Origin of the sequence: Streptomyces shenzhenensis (assembly GCF_003688995.1) — a bacterium.
Taxonomy (GTDB): Bacteria; Actinomycetota; Actinomycetes; order Streptomycetales; family Streptomycetaceae; genus Streptomyces; species Streptomyces shenzhenensis_A.
Map to the genome: position 1 here is coordinate 1 of NZ_PENI01000021.1, position 24,483 is coordinate 24,483.

23 protein-coding genes and 1 pseudogene are annotated in these 24,483 nt (G+C 68.2%); 10 read left to right on the plus strand and 14 right to left on the minus strand.

Features of this window, described 5'->3' with window-relative positions; all coding sequences use genetic code 11:
- A pseudogene (locus CTZ28_RS49990) lies at nt 1–148 on the minus strand (IS630 family transposase); the annotation flags it as partial.
- Nucleotides 149–478: 330 nt separating this feature from the next.
- Between CTZ28_RS49990 and CTZ28_RS28055 the strand changes: the two are divergent.
- Nucleotides 479–2,104 carry a GMC oxidoreductase gene (locus CTZ28_RS28055; protein ID WP_121892500.1) on the plus strand — a complete coding sequence of 542 codons (1,626 nt, stop codon included), beginning with the start codon at nt 479–481 and terminating at the stop codon, nt 2,102–2,104.
- A gap of 145 nt (nt 2,105–2,249) precedes the next feature.
- On the opposite strand, the gene CTZ28_RS28060 is transcribed toward CTZ28_RS28055, so the two are convergent.
- From CTZ28_RS28060 to CTZ28_RS28070, 3 genes are read right to left on the minus strand one after another with little or no spacing between them, the layout of a single operon-like run.
- Complete coding sequence (locus tag CTZ28_RS28060) at nt 2,250–3,362, minus strand: zinc-binding dehydrogenase (RefSeq protein ID WP_121892501.1); 1,113 nt, start codon at nt 3,360–3,362, stop codon at nt 2,250–2,252.
- On the minus strand, nt 3,359–4,078 hold the full coding sequence (locus CTZ28_RS28065; protein ID WP_121892630.1) for a phosphonatase-like hydrolase: 720 nt from the start codon (nt 4,076–4,078) through the stop codon (nt 3,359–3,361). The genes CTZ28_RS28060 and CTZ28_RS28065 overlap by 4 nt, the downstream gene beginning before the upstream one ends.
- A 42-nt stretch (nt 4,079–4,120) precedes the next feature.
- Nucleotides 4,121–4,873, minus strand: a complete 753-nt coding sequence (locus CTZ28_RS28070; protein WP_259471852.1) for a GntR family transcriptional regulator — start codon at nt 4,871–4,873, stop codon at nt 4,121–4,123.
- A gap of 254 nt (nt 4,874–5,127) precedes the next feature.
- Between CTZ28_RS28070 and CTZ28_RS28075 the strand changes: the two genes are divergently transcribed.
- Complete coding sequence (locus CTZ28_RS28075; protein WP_121892503.1) at nt 5,128–6,036, plus strand: alpha/beta fold hydrolase; 909 nt, start codon at nt 5,128–5,130, stop codon at nt 6,034–6,036.
- 58 nt (nt 6,037–6,094) lie between these two features.
- Here CTZ28_RS28075 and CTZ28_RS28080 read toward each other — a convergent pair whose 3' ends face one another.
- The 3 genes from CTZ28_RS28080 to CTZ28_RS28090 all read right to left on the minus strand — a co-directional run bounded on the left by CTZ28_RS28080 (nt 6,095) and on the right by CTZ28_RS28090 (nt 10,278).
- Nucleotides 6,095–6,772, minus strand: a complete 678-nt coding sequence (locus tag CTZ28_RS28080) for a response regulator transcription factor (RefSeq protein WP_121892504.1) — start codon at nt 6,770–6,772, stop codon at nt 6,095–6,097.
- Entirely contained in the window at nt 6,769–7,971 is a 1,203-nt protein-coding gene (locus CTZ28_RS28085) for a sensor histidine kinase (protein ID WP_121892505.1), read from the minus strand. The genes CTZ28_RS28080 and CTZ28_RS28085 overlap by 4 nt, the downstream gene beginning before the upstream one ends.
- Nucleotides 7,972–8,061: 90 nt before the next feature.
- On the minus strand, nt 8,062–10,278 hold the full coding sequence (locus CTZ28_RS28090; protein WP_121892506.1) for an MMPL family transporter: 2,217 nt from the start codon (nt 10,276–10,278) through the stop codon (nt 8,062–8,064).
- 367 nt (nt 10,279–10,645) lie between these two features.
- On the opposite strand from CTZ28_RS28090, the gene CTZ28_RS28095 reads away from it, so the two are divergent.
- A complete protein-coding gene (locus CTZ28_RS28095; RefSeq protein ID WP_121892507.1) occupies nt 10,646–11,533 on the plus strand; it encodes a haloalkane dehalogenase in 888 nt (295 codons plus the stop codon).
- A gap of 258 nt (nt 11,534–11,791) precedes the next feature.
- Here the strand turns inward: CTZ28_RS28095 and CTZ28_RS28100 are convergent, their stop codons facing one another.
- Complete coding sequence (locus CTZ28_RS28100) at nt 11,792–12,400, minus strand: TetR/AcrR family transcriptional regulator (protein WP_121892508.1); 609 nt, start codon at nt 12,398–12,400, stop codon at nt 11,792–11,794.
- Between the two features lie 125 nt (nt 12,401–12,525).
- Here CTZ28_RS28100 and CTZ28_RS28105 point away from each other — a divergent pair, with 125 nt between their 5' ends.
- Complete coding sequence (locus tag CTZ28_RS28105) at nt 12,526–13,314, plus strand: SDR family NAD(P)-dependent oxidoreductase (protein WP_121892509.1); 789 nt, start codon at nt 12,526–12,528, stop codon at nt 13,312–13,314.
- A 228-nt stretch (nt 13,315–13,542) separates the two neighbouring features.
- On the opposite strand, the gene CTZ28_RS28110 is transcribed toward CTZ28_RS28105, so the two are convergent.
- Nucleotides 13,543–14,475 (minus strand): zinc-binding dehydrogenase, encoded by a 933-nt coding sequence (locus tag CTZ28_RS28110; protein ID WP_121892510.1) that lies wholly within the window; start codon nt 14,473–14,475, stop codon nt 13,543–13,545.
- 89 nt (nt 14,476–14,564) lie between these two features.
- Here CTZ28_RS28110 and CTZ28_RS28115 point away from each other — a divergent pair, with 89 nt between their 5' ends.
- The gene (locus tag CTZ28_RS28115; protein ID WP_121892631.1) at nt 14,565–15,161 is read left to right on the plus strand and encodes a TetR/AcrR family transcriptional regulator; all 597 of its coding nucleotides are present in this window, start codon (nt 14,565–14,567) and stop codon (nt 15,159–15,161) included.
- A gap of 115 nt (nt 15,162–15,276) precedes the next feature.
- Here the strand turns inward: CTZ28_RS28115 and CTZ28_RS28120 are convergent, their stop codons facing one another.
- A complete protein-coding gene (locus CTZ28_RS28120; protein WP_121892511.1) occupies nt 15,277–16,119 on the minus strand; it encodes a helix-turn-helix transcriptional regulator in 843 nt (280 codons plus the stop codon).
- A gap of 151 nt (nt 16,120–16,270) precedes the next feature.
- Here CTZ28_RS28120 and CTZ28_RS28125 point away from each other — a divergent pair, with 151 nt between their 5' ends.
- Nucleotides 16,271–17,230 (plus strand): NAD(P)-dependent alcohol dehydrogenase, encoded by a 960-nt coding sequence (locus CTZ28_RS28125; protein WP_121892512.1) that lies wholly within the window; start codon nt 16,271–16,273, stop codon nt 17,228–17,230.
- 73 nt (nt 17,231–17,303) lie between these two features.
- Here CTZ28_RS28125 and CTZ28_RS28130 read toward each other — a convergent pair whose 3' ends face one another.
- On the minus strand, nt 17,304–17,984 hold the full coding sequence (locus CTZ28_RS28130) for a TetR/AcrR family transcriptional regulator (protein ID WP_121892632.1): 681 nt from the start codon (nt 17,982–17,984) through the stop codon (nt 17,304–17,306).
- A 104-nt stretch (nt 17,985–18,088) separates the two neighbouring features.
- Here CTZ28_RS28130 and CTZ28_RS28135 point away from each other — a divergent pair, with 104 nt between their 5' ends.
- Nucleotides 18,089–19,054, plus strand: a complete 966-nt coding sequence (locus CTZ28_RS28135) for an NAD(P)-dependent alcohol dehydrogenase (RefSeq protein ID WP_121892513.1) — start codon at nt 18,089–18,091, stop codon at nt 19,052–19,054.
- 57 nt (nt 19,055–19,111) lie between these two features.
- Here CTZ28_RS28135 and CTZ28_RS28140 read toward each other — a convergent pair whose 3' ends face one another.
- Together CTZ28_RS28140 and CTZ28_RS28145 are read right to left on the minus strand one after the other, a co-directional pair.
- Nucleotides 19,112–19,456 (minus strand): hypothetical protein, encoded by a 345-nt coding sequence (locus tag CTZ28_RS28140; RefSeq protein ID WP_121892514.1) that lies wholly within the window; start codon nt 19,454–19,456, stop codon nt 19,112–19,114.
- Nucleotides 19,453–19,914: a cupin domain-containing protein gene (locus tag CTZ28_RS28145; RefSeq protein ID WP_121892515.1), complete on the minus strand. Its 462-nt coding sequence runs from the start codon at nt 19,912–19,914 to the stop codon at nt 19,453–19,455. The genes CTZ28_RS28140 and CTZ28_RS28145 overlap by 4 nt, the downstream gene beginning before the upstream one ends.
- A 143-nt stretch (nt 19,915–20,057) precedes the next feature.
- On the opposite strand from CTZ28_RS28145, the gene CTZ28_RS28150 reads away from it, so the two are divergent.
- From CTZ28_RS28150 to CTZ28_RS28160, 3 genes are all read left to right on the plus strand, one after another.
- A complete protein-coding gene (locus CTZ28_RS28150) occupies nt 20,058–20,666 on the plus strand; it encodes a TetR/AcrR family transcriptional regulator (protein WP_121892633.1) in 609 nt (202 codons plus the stop codon).
- Nucleotides 20,667–20,887: 221 nt separating this feature from the next.
- Nucleotides 20,888–21,637 carry a helix-turn-helix domain-containing protein gene (locus CTZ28_RS28155; protein ID WP_121892516.1) on the plus strand — a complete coding sequence of 250 codons (750 nt, stop codon included), beginning with the start codon at nt 20,888–20,890 and terminating at the stop codon, nt 21,635–21,637.
- 315 nt (nt 21,638–21,952) lie between these two features.
- Entirely contained in the window at nt 21,953–23,293 is a 1,341-nt protein-coding gene (locus CTZ28_RS28160; protein WP_310887628.1) for an alpha/beta hydrolase, read from the plus strand.
- Nucleotides 23,294–23,388: 95 nt separating this feature from the next.
- On the opposite strand, the gene CTZ28_RS28165 is transcribed toward CTZ28_RS28160, so the two are convergent.
- Complete coding sequence (locus CTZ28_RS28165) at nt 23,389–24,324, minus strand: endonuclease/exonuclease/phosphatase family protein (RefSeq protein WP_121892518.1); 936 nt, start codon at nt 24,322–24,324, stop codon at nt 23,389–23,391.
- Between the last annotated feature and the right edge of the window lie 159 nt (nt 24,325–24,483).

Genomic DNA, 24,483 nt, shown 5'->3' on the forward strand with positions numbered 1-24,483 from the left:
GCTGTACCGACCGGACACCGACCCGCAGGTCGTGCGCGATGACCACGTTCTCGTCGCCCAGGACGAACCGCTCGGCAGCCTCCATCCTCAACTTCTCACGGAAGGCACGCCACTCGTCGGTCAGCCCGCCCCCTTGCGCATACCTCATGCAATCGGCATACCGCAGGGATCACGAACCGTCAGCCCCCACCGACACCACGCTTTGAAGCTCAGTAATGCGACGGGGAGACGGGATCGTCGCAGTGTACGGCTCGATCAACTCCCTCCGCCCCGGCACCAGGAAGTCTCTTCAGCTGGGCCAGCGGTCAGAAACGGCTTCTGTTTGGCCGCCAAATCGTGTATGAAACGCCAAAGACGGTTGCAGTTGGTCACCCTCGATGATGCACAGTGCCCTCAGCTAATCATGTGGTACTCAAGTCGGGCATCTGAAAACCGTTCAGCATTTCGACGTGCGCACGATCGATAGAGAGGCTTCTCTATGACGCAGCTGACCCGTCGCCGGCTCCTGGGGCTCGCTGCCCTCCACACAGCAGCCGTCGCCGGACTCACCACTATTACCGCCGCCACGGCTCGGGCAGGTACCGCCGAGCCGACCGCGGCCCGCGAATGGGCCCCCGCCGTAGTGATCGGTTCCGGTTACGGTGCCGCTGTCGCTGCCCTTCGGCTTGGCCAGGCAGGCGTTCGCACTCTGGTGCTGGAAATGGGACAGCTATGGAAAACTCCAGCTGACGGTGAGTCGACCTTTTGCAGCATGACCGCTCCCGACCACCGCTCCATGTGGTTCCGGAACCGCACCGAGGCGCCATTATCCACCATTCTCTGGCTCGATGTGGTCAACCGGAACATCGAGCCCTACGCCGGTGTGCTGGACCGGGTCACCTTCCCGGGCATGTCGGTGTATGTGGGGCGGGGTGTGGGGGGCGGCTCCCTGGTCAACGGCGGAATGGCGGTCACCCCGGTCCGCGCGTACTTCGAGGAGGTACTGCCCGGCGTCGACGCCGACGAGATGTATCGAACCTACTTTCCGCGCGCCACGGACATGCTCGGTGTCAATTCTGTCTCTCAGAACTGGTTCGAACGCAGCGAGTACTACCGCTATGCCCGCGTCTCCCGCGCCCAGGCCGCCAACGCCGGCCTGAAGACCGCCTTCGTTCCCAACGTGTACGACTTCGACTACATGGCGCGGGAGGAGGCAGGACTGGTCCCCAAATCCGCCCTCGCAGCCGAAGTGATCTATGGGAACAACCACGGCAAGCGCAGCCTCGATCACAGCTATCTCGCCGCTGCCCTGGGAACGAACAACGTCACCATCGAGACGCTCCACCAAGTGAAGAGTGTCCGGCAGGAACCTGACGGCACCTATGTGCTGTCGGTGGCGCAGATCGACACCAGCGGCACGCTCGTGGCCACACGCGAGATCGGCTGCCGTCACCTGTTTCTGGGGGCAGGCAGTCTGGGCTCCACCGAACTCCTGCTGCGGGCACGGGACACCGGCGCTCTCCCCGACCTCACGGACACTGTCGGCAAGGGCTGGGGCCCCAACGGCAACATCATGACCGCCCGAGCCAACCACCTGTGGAACCCCACCGGTTTCCAGCAGTCCGCCATCCCCGCCCTGGCCATCGACGACTGGAGCAACCCGAACCATCCCGTGTTCGCCGAAATCGCTCCCGTACCGGCCGGCATCGAGACCTGGATCAGCCTCTACCTGGCCATCACCAAGAACCCGGAACGCGGCACCTTCTTCTATGACCGCGCGACCGACGCCATGGGCCTGGACTGGACCCGTGATCAGAACCAGCCCTCAGTCGCCGCCGCCAAGTCGCTCTTCGACCGAATCAACCAGGTCAACGGCACCGCTTACCGTCACGACCTCTTCACCGACACGCGCGCGTTCGCCGATGACTTCTGCTATCACCCTCTCGGTGGCTGCGTGCTCGGCAAGGCAACGGACAGCTACGGCAGGGTCCACGGCTACCGCAACCTTTACGTCACCGACGGCGCACTGATCCCCGGATCAGTCGGCGTCAACCCCTTCGTCACCATCACCGCCCTCGCTGAACGCAACCTCGACCGGATCCTCGCCGAGGACGTCACCTCCTGATGACCACAGCGACGGGCCGGGGGTCCGGGCCGACGTAAAGCACCCGCAGCGTCCCCCTGGTCAGCGCCGGAGCGCCAGGCGTTGGTGGGCCATGGCCGGCGGCTTCGTCATGGCCCACCTCGGCGAGTTCAGCCGCTGGGGTGATTCAGCGTGGGGCGACGGCGTACCGCGGCTTGGGGCCGGGCGGCTGCGTCAGCAGGGCCACGATGTCATCGAGTGGCGCTGGGTCGGCGACGAGGTCTTCCCAGGGGAACCGCCCTCGCGTCTCCTGCAAGAAGTCCAGGGCTGCGGTCAGGTGCCTGGGCTCGTAGTTGTGCACACCGGTGATGGAAATGTGCCGACGCACCACCGACTCGGGATCGAATGTGACGTCAGCGTCCGGGGCGACAGCGCCCGCCAGGACCGCAACGCCCCGGACGTCCAGTGCTCGCAACCCCTCCTGGAGTGCCGTGGAAGAGCCGGAGAATTCCAGGAGTGTGTCGCAGTCCTTGAGACCGGCAGTGGAGGACCGCACTTCGGACGCGCCGAAACGCTCGGCCATCTCGCGCCTGGCACGGTTGGGGTCGACCGCGACAACGGAGGCGGCCCCCGCTGAGGAAGCTGCCGCGACCGCGGTGAGCCCGAGCATCCCGGCGCCGATGACCACCACGCGTCGACCCACCAGCATGCCTGCCCGCTCGATGACCGCCATCACGGTGGCGGTGGCGCAGGCGGCGGGCGCGGCAAGTGTGTCGGCGATCTCGTCGTCGACGACAGCGATGGGCATCCCCGCGGGGAGGACGGCGTGTTGGGCATACCCGCCCGACAGGCTCCAGTCGGATTCGAACGACTCGTGGCCGGACTTGCGCAGCGTGCGGCACTTGGCTGTGACGCCGGCGAGACAGCGGTCGCAGGTCCCGCAGCGAAGGGTCACCGACCAGATGACCCGTTGTCCACGTTTCAGCGGTCGCCCGTCCACGGCATGTACCGCCTCTTGCGCGTCCGCGTTGTCCGGCCCGAGGGCGACGACCTCCGCCACGGTCTCGTGTCCGAGGATGGACGGGCACGGTTGCTGACGGCGTCCGCTCACCGTGTGGCGGTCGCTTCCGCACACTGTGGCGAGTCGCACGCGGACGAGAACCTCTCCCGGGCCCAGCGGCGGCAGTGCGACGGATTCGAGGTTGATCTCGTCGCCTCCGCGCCAGACGGCGGCGAGTGTGTGGTCGGAGCTGTCGGCGGTGCCCAGGGCCCGCGTGGATGGCGTGATCTGCGCGGTCATGCGCTGACCGCCTTGCTCACAGCGTTGCCGCGCAGGCCGAGCAGAGCGGGCAATTCGGCGACAGACCTCAGCAGGTGCGTGTGGGGGTGTGTGCCGAGTTCAGCAACATCGCCGGCCCCGGAGAGAACCCCTACGACGTAGCCGGCACCCGAGTTGGTTCCGGCTTCAAGGTCGCGCGGGGTGTCACCGGCGACCAGGACCCGTGCCACCTCGGTGACACCGGTCTGCTCCATGGCGTGGAAGATCATGAAGGGTGCCGGACGCCCGGTTGTGACGTCGCTCCCGCACACCACGGCATCGACCACCGCATCGCCTTCCCAACCGAGGGCCGCGAGCAGCGAGTTGACGATGTCACGGTCGAAGCCCGTGTTCAGCGCGATGCGGACGCCGGCGGCCCGCAACTCCGCCAGGGCCTCGCCGGCCCCGGCAAGCGCCCGAGGCGGACGCTCCGCATATGCCGCGGTGAGCCGAGCCCGGAAGTCGGCGACAACTGCCTCGAGAACGTCGTCGCTGGGAGGTGTGCCGCCGTCGGGGGTGAGGAGGGCGCGCAGCGCCTCGTGCTTGGCCGACCCGTGCCACCGGGCGATGTCGGCCTCCGAGGGTGACCCGCCATGAGCTGCCGCGGTCTCGGACAGGACGCGGTAGACCTGTAGGCCTTCGTCGATCGTGGTGCCGGCCATGTCGAGGACGACGAGCTCGGGCAGTGGTGCGGTCATGGAGGTCATTCGCAGGAGTGCCTTCCAGTCGTGCATGTCGAATCAGAGATCGAGGGCAGAGCCAGGCGTCGCGCGCGCCAGAGCACTGCGCGAGTCGATGGTGTTGTTGAGGGTGAAGCTGACGGCCCTGGGCAGGTAACGGTCGTCGTGGAACTCAAGGACATCGCCGTCGGGGTCACGGGTTGTCCGACGCTGCCGCAGGAGCGGGGCCCCCTCGGGAACCCCGAGGTTCCGTGCGTCGACGGGATCGGCGGCCACGGCGTCGATGACATGTGAAGCGGTCGCGAACCTGACACCGCGCGACTGCAGGTAGGTCCACTGGGATCCCGAGTCGCAGTCGAAGTCGAAGAGCAACCTGCCGACCCGCTCGACATACATGGAACGCTCGAGCATCGCGGGTTCGCCGTCCAGATAGCGGAGCCGGAGAACGTGCACCACCGGCGCCCCCGCATCGACGTGCAGGTTGGCCGAGGCGACCTCGTCGGCAGGCCGCAACGCAAGCTCAAGCGTGCGCTGTCCCGGCGTACGACCGATCGAATGCACCCATGCCGAGTAGGACAGGAGGGTGTCGAACGGCTGCCCCAAGGACGAGGCGCACACCACCGGCGGTTTCCCTCGGCCACCGGTGATCACGCCTTCGGAACGCAGCGTGGCGAGGGCCTGCCGCACCGGTGCGCGTGATGCCTTCCAGCGGTCGCAGAACTCCGCCTCGGACGGCAGTGCGTCCCCGACGGAAAGCTCGCCTCGTCGGATCTGCTCGCGGACACTCTCCGCGATCGCTTCATGCAAGGTCATGGACACCCGGGCACTCTTACATGTCCTAACAAGTGTCCGCAAGCCCCCTTGAGCGCCCAGTCCGCCAATGGGCCTGGAAGTTGAACGGGCGGAGAACAATGGCAGCTCACGCACCCTATGCCATTGACTCGCGATCGACCGACCGAGAACCTCGTTGGCATGACAAGTTGCTCTGCGGCAGTCGCGCAGGTGCCCTGGTGCCCGAACGCATGCCGGCACGCCGGCTTGTGACACGACACCCGAAGGATCCCCTCATGAGCAGGCATCCGTTGCAGTACGTCCGTGCCGGAGTCCTCGACATCGCCTTCGAACGCCACGGAACCCCGGGCGCGCCACCGGTGGTGCTGCTGCACGGCTTCCCCTATGACGTGCGCAGCTACGACGTTGTCGCGACGCGTCTGGCCGACCAAGGAGCCGACGTCGTCGTCCCCTATCTGCGCGGGTTCGGGCCCACACGGTTCGCCAACACCACCACGATGCGCTCCGGGCAGCAGGCGGCACTCGCCGCGGACCTGCTCGCGCTGCTCGGCGCGCTACGTCTGGCCCCTGCCGTCGTCGCGGGCTACGACTGGGGCGGTCGCGCTGCGACGCTCACCGCGATGCTGCACCCCGACCGGGTCGCCGGACTCGTCAGCGTCGATGGCTACAACGTCCAGGACATCGCCGAGGGAGCCACGCCGATCGCGCCTGAAGGCGAGCGACGCCTTTGGTACCAGTACTACCTCCACGGCGAACGCGGACGCGAAGGACTTGCGAGGAATCGCGCAGCCCTCGCCCGGCTGCTGTGGTCGGAATGGTCACCCGGCTGGGCATTCACGGACGCCGACTTCGCCGCGACCGCCCCTTCCTTCGACAACCCCGACTTCGTCGCTGTCGTCGTCCATTCCTACCGGCATCGCTTCGGGCTCGTGCCTGGTGACCCGCTGTACCAGGCGGATGAGGACCGCATCGCGGCACGCCCCCGCGTCGAGGTCCCGACGATCACGATCAGCCCCCTCCGTGACGGGCTCAGAGATCCCAAGACCCCGGAAACACATGCCGAACGATTCCCTCGCCTGGTCGACGACCTTCGGCTTCCCGTCGGCCACAATCCGCCCCAGGAAGCACCCGAGGAGTTCGCCGCCGCCGTGGCCCGACTGAGGTGGACAGTGCGGCGGCGGTAGCCCGGCCCACCCCACGCACCTCACCAGCGACTCCCGCCACCTGGACACCACGGCTGGCTCAGCTGGGCGGGTGCGGCTTCACCAGGCCGCTCTGATAGGCGATGACGACGAGTTGGGCGCGGTCGCGGGCGTTCAGCTTGGTCATGGCTCGCTGGATGTGGCTGCGTACGGTCAGCGGGCTCACCACCAGCTTGGTGGCGATCTCGTCGTTCGACCTGCCGTGCGCTGCCAGGACCGTGACTTCGCGTTCGCGGTCGGTCAGGACCTTGATGGTGTCGGGGAGGGGTCGGAAATCGTCCGTGTCCGGGGTGGTGAGAAAGCGGGTGATGAGGGTCCGGGTGGCAGCCGGGGAAAGGAGGGCTTCGCCGGCCGCGACAGTACGGATGCCGGACAAAAGGATGTCAGGGCTGACGCCTTTGCCGAGGAAGCCGCTCGCTCCGGCGCGCAGGGCCTTGGCGACGTTCTCGTCGTCCTCGAATGTGGTGAGGATGAGGACGTGGGTCTGCGTGAGTTCCGGTCGGGCACAGATCTCGGCGGTGGCGGCCACACCATCGACATTGGGCATGCGGATGTCCATGATGACCACGTCCGGCCGGTGGGCCAGGGCGAGGTCGACGGCCTCCCGGCCGTCGGCCGCCTCGGCGATCACCGTCATGTCCTCGACCGTGTCGATGAGAATGCGGAAGGTGGCACGGAGCAGGGCCTGGTCGTCGGCGAGCAGGACGCGGATGGTCATGTGACGGGGCTTTCGTCGAAGCTGTCTTCGCGGCTGTCGAGTGGCAGAGTGCAGCTGACCTCGAAGCCGCCCTGGGCGAGTTCGCCGGCGTAGCAGGTGCCACCGACGGCTGCGGCGCGCTCGCGCATGCTGATGAGCCCGAAGCCTCCCTTGGGGCCGGCTGTAGCGACGGCGCGGCCAGGGCTCATGTCGTTCGTCACGGTCAGGGTCAGGTGGTGGAGGGTGTAGCCGAGACGGACTCGTGCGGTGCGGGTGGCGGCGTGCTTGCCGACATTGGTCAAGGCCTCCTGGATGATCCTGTACGCCGTCAGGTCGAGGATCGGAGTGAGCCGGCGGGACTCCCCGCCGGTGGTGACGGTGACTGTCAGCCCGGCCGCCCGGCAGGCGTCGACCAGGGCGGGCAGTTGCCCCAGGCCCGGTGCCGGGGTCAGTCCGTCGTCCGGGTCGGTGTCCTGGCGCAGGAGCCCGACGGTCGCTTTGAGTTCACGCAGAGCGGCGGAGGTGGTCTGGGGCAGCCTGCCGATGATGCCGAGTGCCTGGTCCGGGTGGGTCGTCGCAAGGTGGGCGGCAGTGCTGGCCTGGACGTCGGCGAGGGTCAGGTGGTGGGCGACCACGTCGTGCAACTCCCGCGCGATGCGCATGCGTTCCTGGATCACCCGGTGCCGTGCTTCCTCCTCGCGCTCCCGGGCTGCGTGCTCGGCGCGCGCGGCCGCGTACTCGCGCCGCACCCGGACATAGCTCCCGACGGCCGCGGAAAGCAGCACCCACGACGTGGGATTGACGACGGCGAGGACCGGAGAGTCGTGGAGCCGGGTAAAGAGAAAGCCGGTCGCTGCCGTGGCGACGGCGGCGATCACCACGCTGTACCAGGTGGCACGGCGGCGGCTGTACACGCTCAGCGTGTACTGCGCGGCCAGCAGCGGTCCCATCAGCAGGGGTGTCAGGAGGTAGCCGAGCGCCCCTTGGCAGATGGTGCACAGCAATGTGGCGGCCAGCACCGCGAAGGGGCGAGTGCGTCGCCAGTGGAGCGTGCCACAGGCGAGGAGGGCCAGGGCAAGGGCCGGCCACAGAGGTGGCTCGGATATCACGGCCCAGCTGATCAGGACACCGGTGACCGTGAGCGCGGCCAGCAGCGCCGGCGTCAGAGCCTCGGCGGTTCGGCGATGGGCCGCCGCCCGGCGCTGCCATCTCGTGTTCATCGCGCTCCGGGAGAAATCCAAGGACATTCATGCTCACACACCGTAGGTCGCGGTGCTTCGGCAGGAGGCGCCGCGGCCTACGGCGGGGGCTCAGACGCGGGTGGACGCCTGCGGCAGCGGCTCGCTGTCCACCGCTCCGGTGCTACGGGCGACCACTGTGGTGAGCCCGGTGCCTTCGACGTCGACACGGGGCAGCAGCCTGTCCAGCCACTTCGGCAGCCACCATGCCTTGTCGCCGAGCAGGGCGAGAACGGCGGGTACCAGGGCCATGCGGACGACGAACGCGTCGAAGAGCACCGCGACGGCGAGACCGAAGCCGATCGTCTTGATCATCGACTCGTCGGCGCCGACGAACCCGGAGAACACCGCGATCATGATGACGGCCGCGGCGGCGACCACTCGTGCACTGTGCCTGAAGCCCGTGACGACGGCTTGCGGGGCCCGGTCGCCGTGGACGTACGCTTCACGCATCCGTGACACGAGGAAGACCTCGTAGTCCATGGCCAGGCCGAAGACGATGCCCACCAGGAAGATCGGCATCAGGCTCATGATCGGTCCGGCCTGCTCCACGCCGAGCAGGCCCGCGCCCCAGCCCCACTGGAAGACCGCCACCACCGAGCCGAGAGCGGCCAGCACGCTCAGCAGGAACCCGAAGGCGGCCTTGACGGGCACGAGCACGGAGCGGAAGACGACCAGCAGCAGGATCAGGGCCAGGCCGACGATGACGACCAGGTAGGGCACGAGGGCGTCCTGCAGAGCCTGCGCGACGTCGATGTTCATCGCGGTGGCGCCGGTGACCTCGAAGGTCGCGCCCGTCTCGCGCTCAAGGACCGCACGTTCCGCGCGGATCGTCCGGACGACGTCCTTGGTCTTCTGGTCGTTCGGGCCGGTGGCCGGGACCGCCGAGAACAGCGCCGCGTCGCCTGCCTGGTTGAACTGCGGAGCGGACACGGACACGACCCCCTCGGTGCCCGTGATCTCCTTGGCGATCCGGGCCACCACCGCCTTGGGATCGTGCGCGCCCTCGACATCGGCGACGATGGTGAGCGGTCCATTGAAGCCCGCGCCGAAACCGTCCGCGAGGGCGTCGTAGGCACGCCGTTCCGTCGAGGAGACCGGCTTGGACTCGGCGCCCGGCATCCCCATCTCCAGGTGCGCGGCCGGCAGGGCGAGGGCGCCCAGGCCCACCACGCAGCCCACCATGACCGCCACCGGTCGGCGCAGCACGAAGCGGGCCCAGCGCGAGCCGCCGTTGTCCACGGGTGTGTTCCATCGGCCGCGTCGGCGTGCGGCGCGGGAGAGCGTGGCGTTCGGCCACATGCCGAGCAGGGCGGGCACCAGGGTGAGGGCGATCACCACGGCGATGGCCACGGCACCCGCGGCGCACAGGCCCATCTTCGTGAGCATCGGCACGCCGATCACGGACAGCCCGGCGAGCGCGATGACGACGGTGAGTCCGGCGAAGACGACCGCGGAACCGGCCGTGCCGACGGCCAGCCCGGCCGCCTCGCGCGGCTCGTGCCCGTTGGCGCGCTCCTCGCGGTAGCGGGAGACCACGAACAGCGCGTAGTCGATGCCGACCGCGAGGCCGAGCATCGAGGCGAGCGTTCCGGTGGTCATGGACAGACCGAGGGGGCCGGCGAGCGCCATGATGGCGGCCATGCTGACTCCGACGCCGATGATGGCGGTCAGGAGGGGAAGACCGGCGGCGGCCAGAGAACCGAAGGTGATCAGCAGTACGACTGCGGCGAGGGCGACGCCGATGACCTCGGACGAGCCGCCCGCAGCCGGCTGCTCGGCGAGCGCGGTGCCGCCGACCTCGACGGTGAGCCTGGAGTCACGGACCTGCTCGATGGTCTTCTCCAGCGCGGCCTTGTCGGCGTCGGTGAGGTCTGCGGCCCCCACCTTGTAGTTCACGGTGGCGTAGGCGGTGGAGCTGTCCTTGCTCACCGCCTTTGCGGTGAAGGGGTTCACGGCACTGGAGACCTGGGGCGCGTCGGCGGCCTCCTTGGCGAAGGCGTCGATGGCGGCGCGATTGCCGGACGCGGTCACCTTCTCGCCGTCGTGGGCGACGAACACGATCCGCGCGTTCGCGCCATCCTCCGACGATCCGGGGAAGCGCTCTGCGATCAGGTCGAACGCCTTCTGCGCCTCGATGCCGGGCATGAACGACGTGCCGTCGTCGGAAGCGGCCGGCGCCTTGGCGGCCCCGGCGCCCACGGCACCGAGGAGTACGGCCCACAAGAGCACCATGAGCCAGCGCCGCTGAAAGGCGGTCCGGCCCAGCCGGTAGAGCAAGGTAGCCACGGGAAACTGATCTCCAGGTCCGGTTTCGGGATATCACCAGCGTGGCGTGCGGAGATGTACCGAGGCGTCGTGCCCGTGCTGTCATTTCTGCCTGGTGAAACGGCACCAGGGCGCGGCACGCGTCTCGTCCTCAAGGAGGAGACGGGCATACCGCACTGATAGGAGACGGCAGCCGTCTGCTGCCGAACTCGCCTTGGGTGTCTCGGACATGAGGCAGCGTCAGCACGCCCGCCTGCTGCGCCTGGAGGCGGTCGCACGAGGACCGCACTGCAATGCCATTTATGAGAATGTAGTAAAATTGAAATGTTCCGAGATCCATGGCATGAGCAGTGATGAAACTCGGCTGCCACACGAGAGAGAGCCACATATGATCTCTGCGGCATTTCCGTACCAGAAGCAGCGTCGGCGGGTTCTCGGCCTCGAAATGGCGTACGTGGAGATTGGCGAGGGCGACCCCATCGTGCTGCTGCACGGCAATCCCACCTCGTCGTACCTCTGGCGCAACGTGCTGCCGTATCTGCAGCCGCTGGGCCGCTGTATCGCCCCCGACCTGATCGGCATGGGTGATTCCGACAAGCTGCCTGACAGTGGCCCCGGCTCGTACCGCTTCGTCGAGCATCGGCGCTACCTCGACGCCCTGCTGGAAGCTCTGGACGTGCACGAGCGTGTCACGCTCGTCGTCCATGACTGGGGCTCGGCCCTCGGCTTCGACTGGGCCAACCGCCATCGCGAGGCCGTGAAGGGGATCGCCTACATGGAGGCGATCGTACGGTCACAGGGCTGGGACCACTGGGACAAGATGGGCAAGCGCTCGTTCCTGCACGCGCTACGTTCCGAGGCCGGCGAGGCGATGGTCCTGGAGGACAACCTCTTCATCGAGGAGGTGCTGCCACAGGCCGTCCTGCGCCCCCTCTCCGCAGAAGAGATGGCGGCGTACCGAAGGCCGTTCGCCGAACCCGGAGAGGGACGACGGCCGACACTGACGTGGCCCCGCGAGATCCCCATCGAGGGCGAGCCCGCCGACGTGGACGCGATCGCGACCTCCTACGCGGACTGGCTGGCCACGAGCGACGTACCCAAGTTGTTCCTGAAGGCCGAGCCCGGTGCGATCCTCGCCAGCGACTGGTTGCTCGACTTCGTCCGCAAGTGGCCGGCACAGACCGAGGTGACGGTGGCAGGGGTTCATTTCGTCCAGGAGGATTCGCCGGACGAGATCGGGCCGGCCATCGCCGAGTGGATGGGCTCGCTGAGCTGACGGGACCGTAGCGGACCACGTTGACGCGACGTCGTACAGCCGCATCCGAGCAGTCGGGACGGTCGTCGCCGGCAATATGGGCGAGTCCTGGCGGTCAAGCGGGTTCTCACCCAACCCGAAGCGACTCGTTGCTGATCGGCTACGACGCCTTCCATCTCGTCGATCAGCTCCTCACTCAGCCTCTGCCGATTACGTCGCCCGACGACGCGCCCAAACCGGTGTGGGCAGAGCGCAGGTGCGTAGAGCACACCAGCGCGGTCACCTGTCGAGCGCGACGCCCGTCGTGTCGCTGCTGCCGCCCAGCGCGCCGACCGCGGTTCGGACGAGCAGATTGACCTTCGCCTCAACCTCGTCTCCGGCACCCGCGGAGGTCAGGGTCGGAGAACCCGCGGGCAGGTCGTAGACCTCGTGCAGAAGAGCCAGATAGACCTGGCGGCACCAGGCCGGATCCGCCGCGGTGATCGCTCCGGCGTCCCGCAGACGGGCGAAGAGCAGGTCGAGGCCGTCCACGACCGCCGGCGTGAGGGCCGCGGAAAGCTGGACGGCGAAGCGGTGGCCGAGCTTGAGATCGAAGACGATCTCCGTGAGGCGGTGCAGCGCGACAAGGGGCGGCGCGGTCTCCACCCGCGCTTCCGCCAGTCCGAGCAGATAGCGCTGACTCAGCTGCTCGGCCAGGGCGTCCAGAAGCGCGGTGCGCGAGGCGAACCGGCGGTGGACGGTGACGCGGGCAAGCCCCGCGGCGTCCGCGATCCGCTCCAGGGACGCGGCCGGGTCCTCGGCGAACACAGCCTCGGCCGCCTCCAGGATGCGGGCCGTACTGCGTTCGGCGTCTGCTCGGATCCGCCGCGGAGGACTCTCCCCGCCCATGCCACTTCCTCCGTCAGCGTCACCCTGCCGGCAACAAGTGAAACAAGTATGACACAGTTGACAGACCTGATACGGCACTGTTTCACTTACGGCGCCTCAATCCTTCTCCCCGACTGGAGTACGTCATGGATCTTCAGCTCGCTGACAAGCGTGTCCTCGTCACCGGTGCGAGCAGGGGCATCGGCCTCGCGATCGTTCGGGCGTTCCTCGCGGAAGGGGCGTCGGTGACCGCGACGGCCCGCCGCAGCACGCCCGAGCTTGAGGCCACCGGAGCCACGTTCGTTCCCGCCGATCTCGCCACGGCCGACGGTCCGAAGCGCATGCTCGACGCCGCCCTGGCCGTCGACCCCCGGCTCGATGTCCTGGTCAACAACGCCGGAGGCGGGGTGATGCCGGCGGAGGCGTTCGGCAATCCGCTCGACGGCGAGGACGCCCACTGGTCGGGCGCGTTCGCCCTCAACCTCGACGCGGCAGTACGCACCACCCGCGCGGCACTGCCCTCGCTCATCGAGGCCAGGGGCGCCGTAGTCAACATCAGCTCCGACAGCTCGCGTCGGCCGGGGTCGGAGCCGCTGCCCTACTCCGCCGCCAAAGCAGCCCTCAACGCCTTCACCCGGGGGCTGGCCGAGCGTATGGCGGGGTCCGGAGTACGGGTCAACGCGGTGTCGCCGTCAGCGACGCGCACCGACCTGATCGCGGGTAAGGACGCCTACATCGCACAGGTGGCGGCAGGCCTGGGCGTCGAGCACGACGTGCTGGTGGCGAGCCTGCCGAAGCAGACCGGGATGCTCACCGGCACCCTGATCGACCCCGCCGAGGTCGCCCGGGCGGTGCTGCTGCTGGCCTCCCCGACCATGCCGAGTGCGATCGGCGGGAACTGGCTCGTCGACGCGGGCGCCACCAAGATCGTCTGAACGGGTTGCCCGGCCGTGCCGCCGGCACGGCACACCCAGGCCCGCCGGTCATCGGCGGTGCCCGAAACACGCTGCTGGGCCGACGGCCGACTCACCTTGCCGGTCATCCGGCGCCAGCACGGCGGCTCCCGCCCCATACCCGTGGGAGGACGCCGCGCCGAGCACCATGCAGGACGTACCACTGACCGTCACCCGTGTCCTTGGACATAGCCACCTCCGCCTGACCGACTACTTGAGGTCGAGGACGGCTTTGCCGTGGAGGCGGCGGTCGAGCAGGACCTTGACGGCCTCGGAGTGGCGAGTCCAGGGGCCGCGCCAGCTGATGCCCGGATCGAGGCGGCCTGCGGCGATCTCTCCGGCCAGCCAGGTCAGATCCGCGGAGAAGTCGGTGGTCGGGTCGCCGAAGAGGAAGAAGGTACGGATCGACCGGTCGTGCCGTCCTCCGTCACCCAGCAGGGCATCCGGGGCCAGCACAGCGTCGGCCTCCGAGGAGCGGCCCACGCTGAAGAGGCTGCCGCCGGCCGACAGGGAGGCGAAGGCGTCGACGAGGTGCTGTCCGCCGACGTTGTCGAGAACGGCCGACACCGGCTGCTGCACAGCGGCCGGTTCGGGATGGACCTCGTGGGCGCCCAGGGCTCGCAGCCGGTCCGCCTGGGCGGCGCTTCGGCTGATGGCAACGACGTGCGCGCCCGCACGGGCGGCCAACTGGACGGCGTAACGTCCGACACCGCCGGAAGCACCGGTGATCATCACGCGGCGACCGAGCAGCGATCCCATGCGGCGCAGCACGTGCAGGGCGGTCAGCCCGGCCACGGGAATGGTGCTCAGTGCGCCGGGATCGGCGTCCTTGGGCGCGGTGCCGAGCAGGGCGGCGGGTACGGCCCGCAACTCGGCCCAGCCGGCCTCTCCGAGGGTGACGACCCTCTCTCCCTCGGCCGGACCCGAGCCGTCGGCGGCCGCCTGGACGACCACGCCGGCCGCGTCCCATCCGAGCACGGTGCCGTCCGGCCGCTCCGGACGGGTCGCCTCATGGACCTCACCGAAGTTCAGCGAGACCGCCTCGACCCGTACGAGCGCCTCGTGGGCGGCGGGCCGCGGGGCGGGGACGTCCGTCAGGGACAGGTGTCCGGGTGAGGTGTGGTCGACGACGAGTGCACGCACAGGAGGACCCCTTTCCAAAATGCCACAGTGTGGCGTTTGCTCCAGAAGAGCATATGCCTGATCCTGGCGCAGTTGGTACAGTGTTCGTGATGACCATCTCCGAACAGCCCGCCACCCTGCGCGAACGCAAGAAGCTGCGTACTCGCCAGGCACTGATCGACACCGCCGTCACACTCTTCGGTGAACGCGGATTCGACAGCACTCCGCTGGACGCGCTGCTGGAGCAGGTCGAGGTGTCCCGGCGGACCTTCTTCCGCAACTTCCGCTCCAAGGAGGACGTGGCGCTCACCGCCGTCAAGCAGCTCTGGGACGTCTACCTGGACGTGTTCGACGGCATCGAGAAGTCCGGGCCGCTGGCCGATGTCTTCCTCTCCGCCATGCTGACCACTCTGGAGCGCATGGACGAGGGCTGGTACCGGCGTTTCCCGCTCACACTCCGGCTGATCGCCGACTCACCCGCACTCGACGGGCACACGTTGCGGCACTGCGCCGAAGTCCAGGCCGAGATCGCGCGCCAGCTCGACGAACAGAACCGTCTCGAACTGCGGCTCCTCATCGAGTTCTTCGTGGCCGCCTGGCGCTGCGCTCTGGACGAATGGCTGCCCGACTGCACACCGGGCGAACTGCCCGCGATCTTGCGCCGGGTCTGCTCGACCATGAACTCCGCCCTCAGCCTGGAGGCGTGAGCCCGTTCTGTGCCGTCCGGCGTCGAACAGGGCTCCGCACGTGCTCAGGCCGCAGGAGAATGCCTGGCACGCCGACACGGTCCTGGGCGCGGAGCGGTCACGGCCTGGGGACGGGTCAAGGGGTGCCCAGAAGGTCCGCGAGCACCCGAAGTCGTGCGGCGTCGGGGCTGCCTTCGGCTGCGGTGCAGACCATGAGCGCGGGGCCGAGGTTGCCCGGTATCGGGTAGACGTCCCAGTCCAGGTTCAGTTCGCCGACCTGGTGGTGGTCGATGCTCATGTGGCCGCGGGTCGGTTCCGCCACGTCGTGGAGGGCCCACAGGGCCGCGAACTCATCGCTGCGGAGCGCGAGTTCACCCACCAGCTCGACCGCGCGCGGGTGGCCGGGATCGGCGGCGATCTGTGTCCGCAGCATCCCGATCAGCTCTGCGACGGTGGCCGCGCGGTTCGGGCACGCCCGGTCGGCCTCGGGGCGCAGGAATAACGCCAGCAGGTTCCGCTCCCTCTGCGGCTGCCTGATGAACTCCCCCAGCAGAGCGCCGCCGAGCGGGTTCCAGGCCAGCACGTCCAGGAAACGGCCCACGACCAGGGCGGGCGCGGTCATGCCGCGCATCACTCGCAGCGTGGTGTCCGGCACCGCCTCCGGTTCGTACGAACGCGACAGGCGGACCGGGGTACGCGCGGCGGCGGCGAGGCTGTGCAGATGGCGGGTCTCCTCGGCGGAGAAGTTCAGGGCACGCGCGAGGGCGTCCAGCACCTGCTCGGAGGGCCGGACGTCGCGTCCCTGCTCCATGCGCTGGTAGTAGTCCGAACTCACCCCCGCCAGCAGCGCCAGTTCCTCCCGCCGCAGCCCGGCGACGCGCCGTCGCGGACCGGGCTCCAGCCCGACGTCCTGGGGTCGCAGCCGGGTTCGGCGGGTGCGCAGGAAGTCGGCGAGTTCGCGCCGGGGATCGTCGCTCATGGCGTGAGAGGAGTCGGTCACGGCGCCAGTATGCCGTCGGCCCGGCCCGCGAGGGTGGGTCTGCCGGACCCAGGAAGAAGTGAACGACCGTGCTGCCGTGTGCGGGGTCCAGCATCGGAGCAACCCCAGCCGTTCACGGAAGGACAGCGACATGAAGGCCGTTCAGATCATGAGCTTCGGTACGGCAGACGTCCTGCGGATCAATGACGTGGATCGTCCCGCTCCCGGCGTCGGCGAGGTTCTGGTGTCGGTCGAGGCAACCAGTGTGAACGGACACGATGTGATCGTCCGCACCGGGGAATTGAAGATGATGTCGGGACGCCGGTTCCCGATCGGCACGGGACTGGACTTCGCGGGCACCGTTGTCGCGACCGGCACCGATGTCGCCCGCTTCAGGGCCGGGGACCGGGTGTGGGGCATGGTGCATCCGCGCCGGCGGCACACCGTCGCCGCCGCGGCCGAGTATGTCGTCGTCAGCGCGGACCGGATCTCGCACGCCCCGGCGGACCTCGCCGCCGTCGACGCGGCAGCCCTGGTAGTAGCGGGTTCCACGGCGCTGATCGCACTGCGCGACAGCGTGCGCCTCACGAGCGGAGAACGGGTCCTGGTCCGGGGCGCGGCCGGTGGAGTCGGCACAGCCGCCGTACAGCTGGCGCACGCCATGGGCGGCCATGTGACCGCGCTGGCCCGCGACCGCCACGCCGAGCTCTTGACCGACCTCGGCGCCGACGAGGTCCTGGACTACGGCACCACCACCTCGGACCGGATAGGTCCGTTCGACGTCATCGTCGACACCGTCGGCTCGGAACTGCACTGCTACCGAAGCCGGTTGGCCAAGGGCGGACGCATGGTCACCGTCGGCCTGTCACCGTCGGCCCTGGCCGAGATCGCCGCGTCGAGCCTGCACGGCTCCCGCCGCATCCGGACCTTCAGCGCCAACCCCCACACCCCCGTGCTGCGCGACCTGGCCGTCCAGGTCGCCTCCGGCGCGCTGCGCCCGGTGATCGACAGCGTCTACCCGCTCGCAGACATCGCCGCGGCGCACAGGGCCTTCGAGCGCGGCGGCGTCGTGGGCAAACACGTGGTGACGGTGCCGCGCAGTTCTGTCTGACGGAGACCGGTCAGCGGAGGCGCGGGGACCTCAACTCCGGCAAGGCATGTCATGCGGCAGGCGGCGTTTCGCGTCAGGCTCTGGAGGGTCGCTGTCTCGGGGAGCTGTCGGCCGCGAGCGGGAGACTGCGCAGTAGCAGAGCGCTCGGCGGAGGCAGGGCCCCGTGGGCCGCCTCGGCGCGGAACGACTGGAGCAGGTACGCCACCAGGCGCCGGGACGCCGCACGGTCATGCGGCAGCGCGGTGACCAGACCGCAGTGGGACAACAGGGCCACGGCAAGGTCAGAAGGGTGGAAGTCGGCCCGCAGCGCGCCCGCTTCCTGGGCTCTGCGGACCAGGGTCAGGAGGTCCCGCTCGGCCCGTTTTCGGACCCGCGTCTGCTCCACCGCGCTGTCCGGGAAAGCCGCGACGAACGCGGCCGGAAACCCCCGTTCCTCCCGCTGAAGCTCGCAGATCGTCTCGACCAGCCGTTGGAAGCCCCGCCACGGGTCGGGGTCGGCCAGCGCCTCGGTGAGCGTCCGGTCGCAGGTCTCCATCTGCTGCGCGAACGCGGCCCGCACCAGGGCATCCCGGGTCGGGAAACGCCGGTACAGCGTCGCCACGCCGACTCCCGCCCGTCGGGCGACGGTCGCCATGGGCGCATCGATCCCATGCTCGGCGAAGACCGCACGGGCGGCAACGAGGATGCGCCCCCGATTGCGCCGGGCGTCGGCCCGAAGCCCGTCCGGGCCCGCGATCCGAGAAGATTCCCCCACCACTGTCTCTCACCTCCGGCCTAAACGGACGATGTCGTCCGTTTCACAGCCTACGCTCGGCGTCCAGATCCCCCGCACGGCCGCTGGTAGTGAAGGTGAGAACGATGAACGACCGCACCATGAAAGCAGTACTGTTCGACCGCTTCGGCGGCCCTGAGGTGTTGTACGTGGGCCGGGTGCCACGCCCCGCACCGGCACACGGCGAGGTTCTCGTGCGGGTGCGCGCGTTCAGCGTCAACGGTGGCGAACTCGCGGTCCGTTCCGGCCGCCTCCGCCTCATCAACGGCCAGAAGTTCCCGCAGCGCGTCGGTTTGGACTTCACCGGTGAGGTCGTCGCACTCGGTACCAGCGCGACGGGCGTCGCGGTCGGCGAACCGGTGTGGGGCGTCGTGGGCCGCGCCTCCGGGTTCGGCAGCGCCGCCGAGTACGTGACCGTGCCGGCCGAGCGGCTCGGCCGGGTCCCGGACGGACTGGACCTGGTGTCCGCCGCCGCGCTGCCGGTGGCAACCACGGCCATCACCGCGCTCCGCGACAAGGCCGCGCTGCGCCCTGGTGAACGGCTGCTCGTACGGGGCGCGGCAGGCGGCGTCGGCAACGCCGCTGTCCAGCTCGGGCAGGCATACGGTGCCGAGGTCACGGCCCTGGCCCGCGCCGCCAACCTCGACTTCGTCCGCACGCTCGGCGCCCACCACGTCGTCGACCACCGGACCGTTCCGCCGGCGGAACTGGGCCTGTTCGACGTGGTCCTCGACACGGCGGGCACCGACCTGCGGGCCTTCCGGCGCCTGCTGAAACCCGGTGGACGCATGGTCACCATCGCCTTCGACCAGACACGGCCCGCCGCCTCGCTCGGCTACATCGCGGCCAGCGCCGTACACGGACGCAGCCGGGTGCGCTTCTTCAGCGGCAACCCCAAGCGGGCGCTCTTCGACGCCCTCGCCCACGAGGTGGCGGAGGGAAACCTGCGCCCGGTGGTGGACACGATTTTCCCACTGGAGGAGACAGCGGCGGCACACCGGGCGCTGGAGGCGGGCGGTGTGCGGGGCAAGTATGTGGTCAGGGTCGACTAGGGTCCACCTTCGAACAGATCTTGCCCGGAGCAGGAATGACGCGAGTGGGAAGGCCCCTCATCGAGCGGCGACAGCCGTTGCCACGTGTATCGCGGTCAGGAGCAATGGGCCGACGATCATCGTCCACTTTCGGTGGGCGATTCCGATTGCGGCATCGCCCACTTGGGCGGCAGCTGCCGCGTACAGGATGACTACGGAGGCCGGACCTGACCACAGCAGCGGTACGACACCGGCCGCGGCCCCCAGAGGGAGCCCCCTGACGGCGTACATCCAGCCGTAGAACCGTTCACCGCCGGTCGGCGGATCGCTGTCGGTCAGTGCCGCCGGTCGTACGCCACCCACCACGGCGAAGGCGATACTGGCAACGGCGGCGATGGTGTTGGCCACGAGGAGAAGGGTCACGGAGCGTACTCCGTGGACGGCTCGGTGCCGTACTTCGTCCAAACTGCTGCCACGGAGTCGGGTGTCAGCGGCTGCCCCGACTCCACCATGTCCTTGAGGTCGCGGAAGTACTGCACGTACAGATCCGGGGTGAAGGTGTTCAGCATGGCCGCGGGTTCATCGCTCACGTTGGCGAAGGTGTGCGGTGCACCCGGCGGAACCATGACCCACGTGCCGGCGCCGGCATCGTAGTCGGTCTGCCCCACGGTGAACCGCACGTTGCCCGAGAGCACGTAGAAGCCTTCGTCGTGCTGGGCATGGCGGTGCTGCGGCGGGCCGGGAGTGTGGGGAGGAATGGTGATCTCACCTATCCCCAGGCGGTGGTTGGTGCTGCTGCCGTCCTCAAGGATGCGGATCTGCGACGGCCCGTTGACGAAGAGCTCGCCATCGCCCGGACCGACGATCGACACCTCGACCATGAAGCCTCCTGTGACTGGTAGTTGACCGTGGCCAGGACTCTAGGACCATCCACTCCACTCGTGCAAGTGGACTCTCATGAAGAAGGTCATCCCTCATCGTGAGAGCTGTGCTGTACACTGCTGGACAGCGAAGGAGGATGATCATGGACGGGCAGGGTCGCCCACGCCAGCGCACCAACCAGATGGAACGCACCAGGTCCGCGATCGTCGCGGCCGCCCGTGCTCTTGCGGACAGCGGCTCGGAGATCAAGATGTCGGTGATTGCGGCCGAAGCACGAGTCTCCGAAGCAACCCTCTACCGGTACTTTCCCGACCTCGTCTCGCTTCTGCGCGCCGCCGTCCCGGTGGAGGACCAGGTCGAGGTTCTCCGATCGATGACGGACAGCGACGACCCGGTCGAACGGATCGGCCAGGCCGCGGAAGTCCTCGGCCGGGCCGTGCTGCGCAGACAAGGTGCCGTCCGGGCCCTCATCGCTGCGACCGTCGCGAAACCGTCTTCCGCCAAGAGCCGTCCCGCCCATCGCTTCGCGCTCATCGAGTACGCACTTGCCCCCTGGATCGACCGGGAGGGCCTCGCGGGACGTGCGGACATCGAACAACTGGTCCGCGACCTCGCCGTCGTCATCAGCGCGGAGTCGCTTTTCACTCTGATCGACCTGTGCGACCTGCCACCCGACTCTGCGATCACCAGCCTCGTGACCACCGCACGCAGAATCACCGCGACAGCAGTCGCGGACGCCTCCGCAGCCTAGGTCTGCCTGCGGCTGGAACGTGGATCCGACCGCATGACGGCCGTGGGTCACAGCCACTCGTTGGTGGCTGCACACCTGCCCTCTACCTCGCGCCGGCCAACGGCTGTTCCTCAGGCGGCGTCAAGATCTCGGCGTCGTAAAGCGCTGCGTTGCCCCTGCTCTGGGGGCATAGGTTGTGTTTCCACTGGGGCGTAGCACCGAGACCGGAAGGGCCGAACGTCATGGCGTGGAGCACGCAGCAGCTTGCCGATCTCGCCGGTACCACCGTCAAAACGGTGCGTCACTATCACCGGATCGGCCTGCTCGACGAACCCGCACGCGCCTCGAACGGCTACAAGCAGTACAAGCCGGCTCATCTCGTCCGATTACTTCAGATCAAGCGCATGAGTAGCCTTGGTGTTTCCCTCTCGCAGATCGGCGCGATGGGACGAGCGGACGAGAAGCCCGACAAGGCCATCCGTCTCCTGGACGCCGAATTGGCGGACACCATCGAACGCCTGCAGCGGATACGCGCCGAGCTGGCCGTCATCCTCAAGCACCGGGCGCCGCTCGACACCCCGCCGCCGTTCGGTCCCGTCGCCCACAAGCTGGGCGAGCGAGACCATGCTCTGGTCACCGTCTACTCGCAGGTGTTCAACGACGACGCCCTCGACGACCTGCGCCAGCTCATCTCGGAACCCGATGACTACGAGGACGAGTTCGAGTCCATCCCCGAGGACGCGGACGACGCGACGATCGACGAACTGGCAGGGCATCTTGCCGTGGCGATCCGCGCCCATCAAGACCGATTCCCGTGGATGAGCGACCCGGTAAGCGCCGCGCCACGAGGCAAGCAGTTCGCCGAGGCCGTGATCGCCCCCGCCGTCGCCGAGCTCTACAACCGGGCCCAGCTCAAAGCCCTCGCCCGGGCCCACGCGCTCAACCAGGAGTTCAGATCCACGGCAAGTACTGACGCTGCCGAGCAGCGCTGAGGCTGACGTTCCGGCAGAACAGCCACACCGATTGCGATCTCCACGCTCGTCCGGCTTGACCTGGCCCCAAGGGCAGAGGTTGCCCTTGATCACGCCAGGAAGCACATCGAGGCCGCATTCGGAGGAATGGTCATGCATCGAAGGCGTGGAGTAAGCCGGGGTCTGGCCCTGATGGTTGCGATCGGCTTCGCCGGGGCATTGGCGCCGGCGCCGCCCGCGGCCGCCGATCGGGACGACGTAGGTCAGGTGAAGTGGGGCACCTGTCCGGACGACGTCACGGCCGCGGCGCCGACCCGGAACGTGCAGTGCGGGAGAGTGACGGTGCCGCTGGACTACGACGACCCGGACGGGACGCAGATCGACCTCATGGTGTCGCGGCTGGCGAGTGAGCACCCGCAGAAGCGGCGCGGCGTGCTGCTGTTGAACCCGGGCGGTCCGGGCGGGTCCGCGCTGACGATGCCGGCCGGTCTGGCCGACCTGGGCATCCCGTCAAAAGTCCTCGACACCTATGACCTGATCGGCATGGACACCCGCGGCTTCGGCCATTCGGCGCCGATCGACTGCAAGTTCACCGTCGGTCAGGACTACATCGGCAATGTCCCGCCGTACGCCGTGGACAACGCAGCCGTGGTCAAGCAGGCCGAGATCGCCAAGGGCGTCGCCGAGCAGTGCGCGGCCAACGACACCGACGGCCGCATGGCCCACATCACCACCGCCAACACAGCGCGGGACCTGGACCGGATCCGGGCCGCGCTCGGCGAGGAGAAGGCCAGCTACTTCGGCCTTTCGTACGGGTCGGCGCTGGGCGCCGCGTACGCCTCGATGTTCCCGGACACCACCGACCGGATTCTCATCGACAGCAACCTCGGTGACACGTCTCTGGACCGCGCCGGTATCCGTCGGTACGCGCTGGGCATGGAGGAGACGTTTCCCGACTTTGCGAAGTGGGCGGCGGCACGGAACGACGCGTACGGGCTCGGACGGACGCCGGAGGAAGTGCGCGACATGTACTTCACGCTGGCCGAGCAGCTCGACGAGAAGCCGGTCTTCGGCATCGACGGCCGCCTCTTCCGGTTGGCCACCTTCGGTGGCCTCTACGCCGAGCGGAGGTACGGCCAGACGGCGCAGCTCTGGGAAGCGATCAAGGACGCCGACGAGACCGCGGTCAAGAGGCTGATGGCAGCAACTCCCGGTGCACCGGCGGCAGTCGGCGAGGCGGCGTCGTACTCCAACTCGTGGTCGGTCTTCCTCACGGTGACCTGCAACGACGTGGAGTGGCCCACCGATGTCCGGGCGTACCAGCGCAGCGTCGCCGCGGACCGAGAGAAGTATCCGCTGTTCGGTGCGGCGACGGCCAACATCCTGCCGTGCGCGTTCTGGCCGCTCGCGCCGTCCGAGCCGCAGGTCAAGATCAACGATGACGGGCCGACGAACATCCTGATCATGCAGAATCGGCACGACCCGGTCACGCCGTTGCTCGGTGGACAGCTGTTCCGGAAGAAGTTCACCGATCGCTCACGTCTGGTGACCGTGGACGGAAGCGGTCATGGTGTCTACGTCTACGGCGGCAACGCGTGTGCGCTGAACGTCGGCACGGCCTGGCTGGTCGACGGGGCGATGCCGGAGAAGGACGTCAAGTGCCGGGCGTCGGCCTGAACCTCGGCCGCGAGGGTCGGCCGCCGCGGACCCGAGGTCCTTCACCTCTTGGCCACCCTCGCTGGTAGATGCCCCACACCTCTGCTGAGCCGCAGTCAGCCGAACGGCCCCGCTTGTCGCAGATGGACCCATGCCTGCACGGGTAGATGATCGCTGGGGGTCAGGCCGTCCTTGGAGAAGATGTTGGTCTCCGTGTGATCGGTCGTGACCTTTGGATCGGAGAGGATCCAGTCGATACGGTCGCCGTTCGGTTTGAGTGCCTTGTGCCCTGTGTGCGTGCCGTACTCATTGGCGCGTGTGGCGGCAGTCTTCCAGGTGTCGACAAGTCCGCTGCGGTTGAGCAGTCTGGTGTATACCTGAGTCTTCTCCGCGGGGGAGTTGAAGTCGCCGGACACCAGAACTGGTTTGGCGGCGGGGAGTTTGGCGATCCACTTGCCAACGAGGTTGGCACTCTTCAGACGTACGCCGTCGGCGTGCTGTCCCTTTCCGTTGTCGAAGTGGGTGTTGAGGACGTAGAAGTCGCGGCCGCTGTCTTGCTTGTCCTGGAAGTGGATCCAGGTGGCGGTGCGGATGTGCTTCGCACCCCACGTGTTCGAGCCGACCTTGGTGGGTGTGGCTGAGAGCCAGAACGTGTTGTGCCCGAGGACCTTCAGACGGCGCTTGTCGAAGAAGATTGCGTTGATAATCCCCTTGTGGCCGCCGTTTTGGCCCTTACCGATCCAGTCGTAGTTCTCACCGAGGTCGGCGGCAACCTGCTTCACCTGCGTGTAGTCGCCTTCTTGAGTGTTCACGATCTGCGGCTGTGCCTGCCGCAACATCGCACGCTCGACCGGCCTGCGGTTCTTCCAGCTTGGCCCGGCGGTGCCCCGACCCTCGAGGTTGTACGTCATGATCTGCAGTACCGGCGAGTCCGCTACGGCACCCGATGCGGGCGGCGCGATCAACGCTGTGCCGACGAGAGGTGCGACGACAGCCGTTGCTAATAAAGATCTCCGGCTGATACGACGGGTGAAAGGACGTGAACCTTCCATGCAAACGCTCCTTGGTCGGCATGATTCTCTTGCAGGAGATCCAGAGGTTACCCGCAACTTGATTTGAATCACGGCTATCAAACACCGAGTCACTGTCAAATCCCGTGGATAAGTTGAGGCGGGAGGTGCCCCTGCACATCGGCAGCCACCAAATCTCAC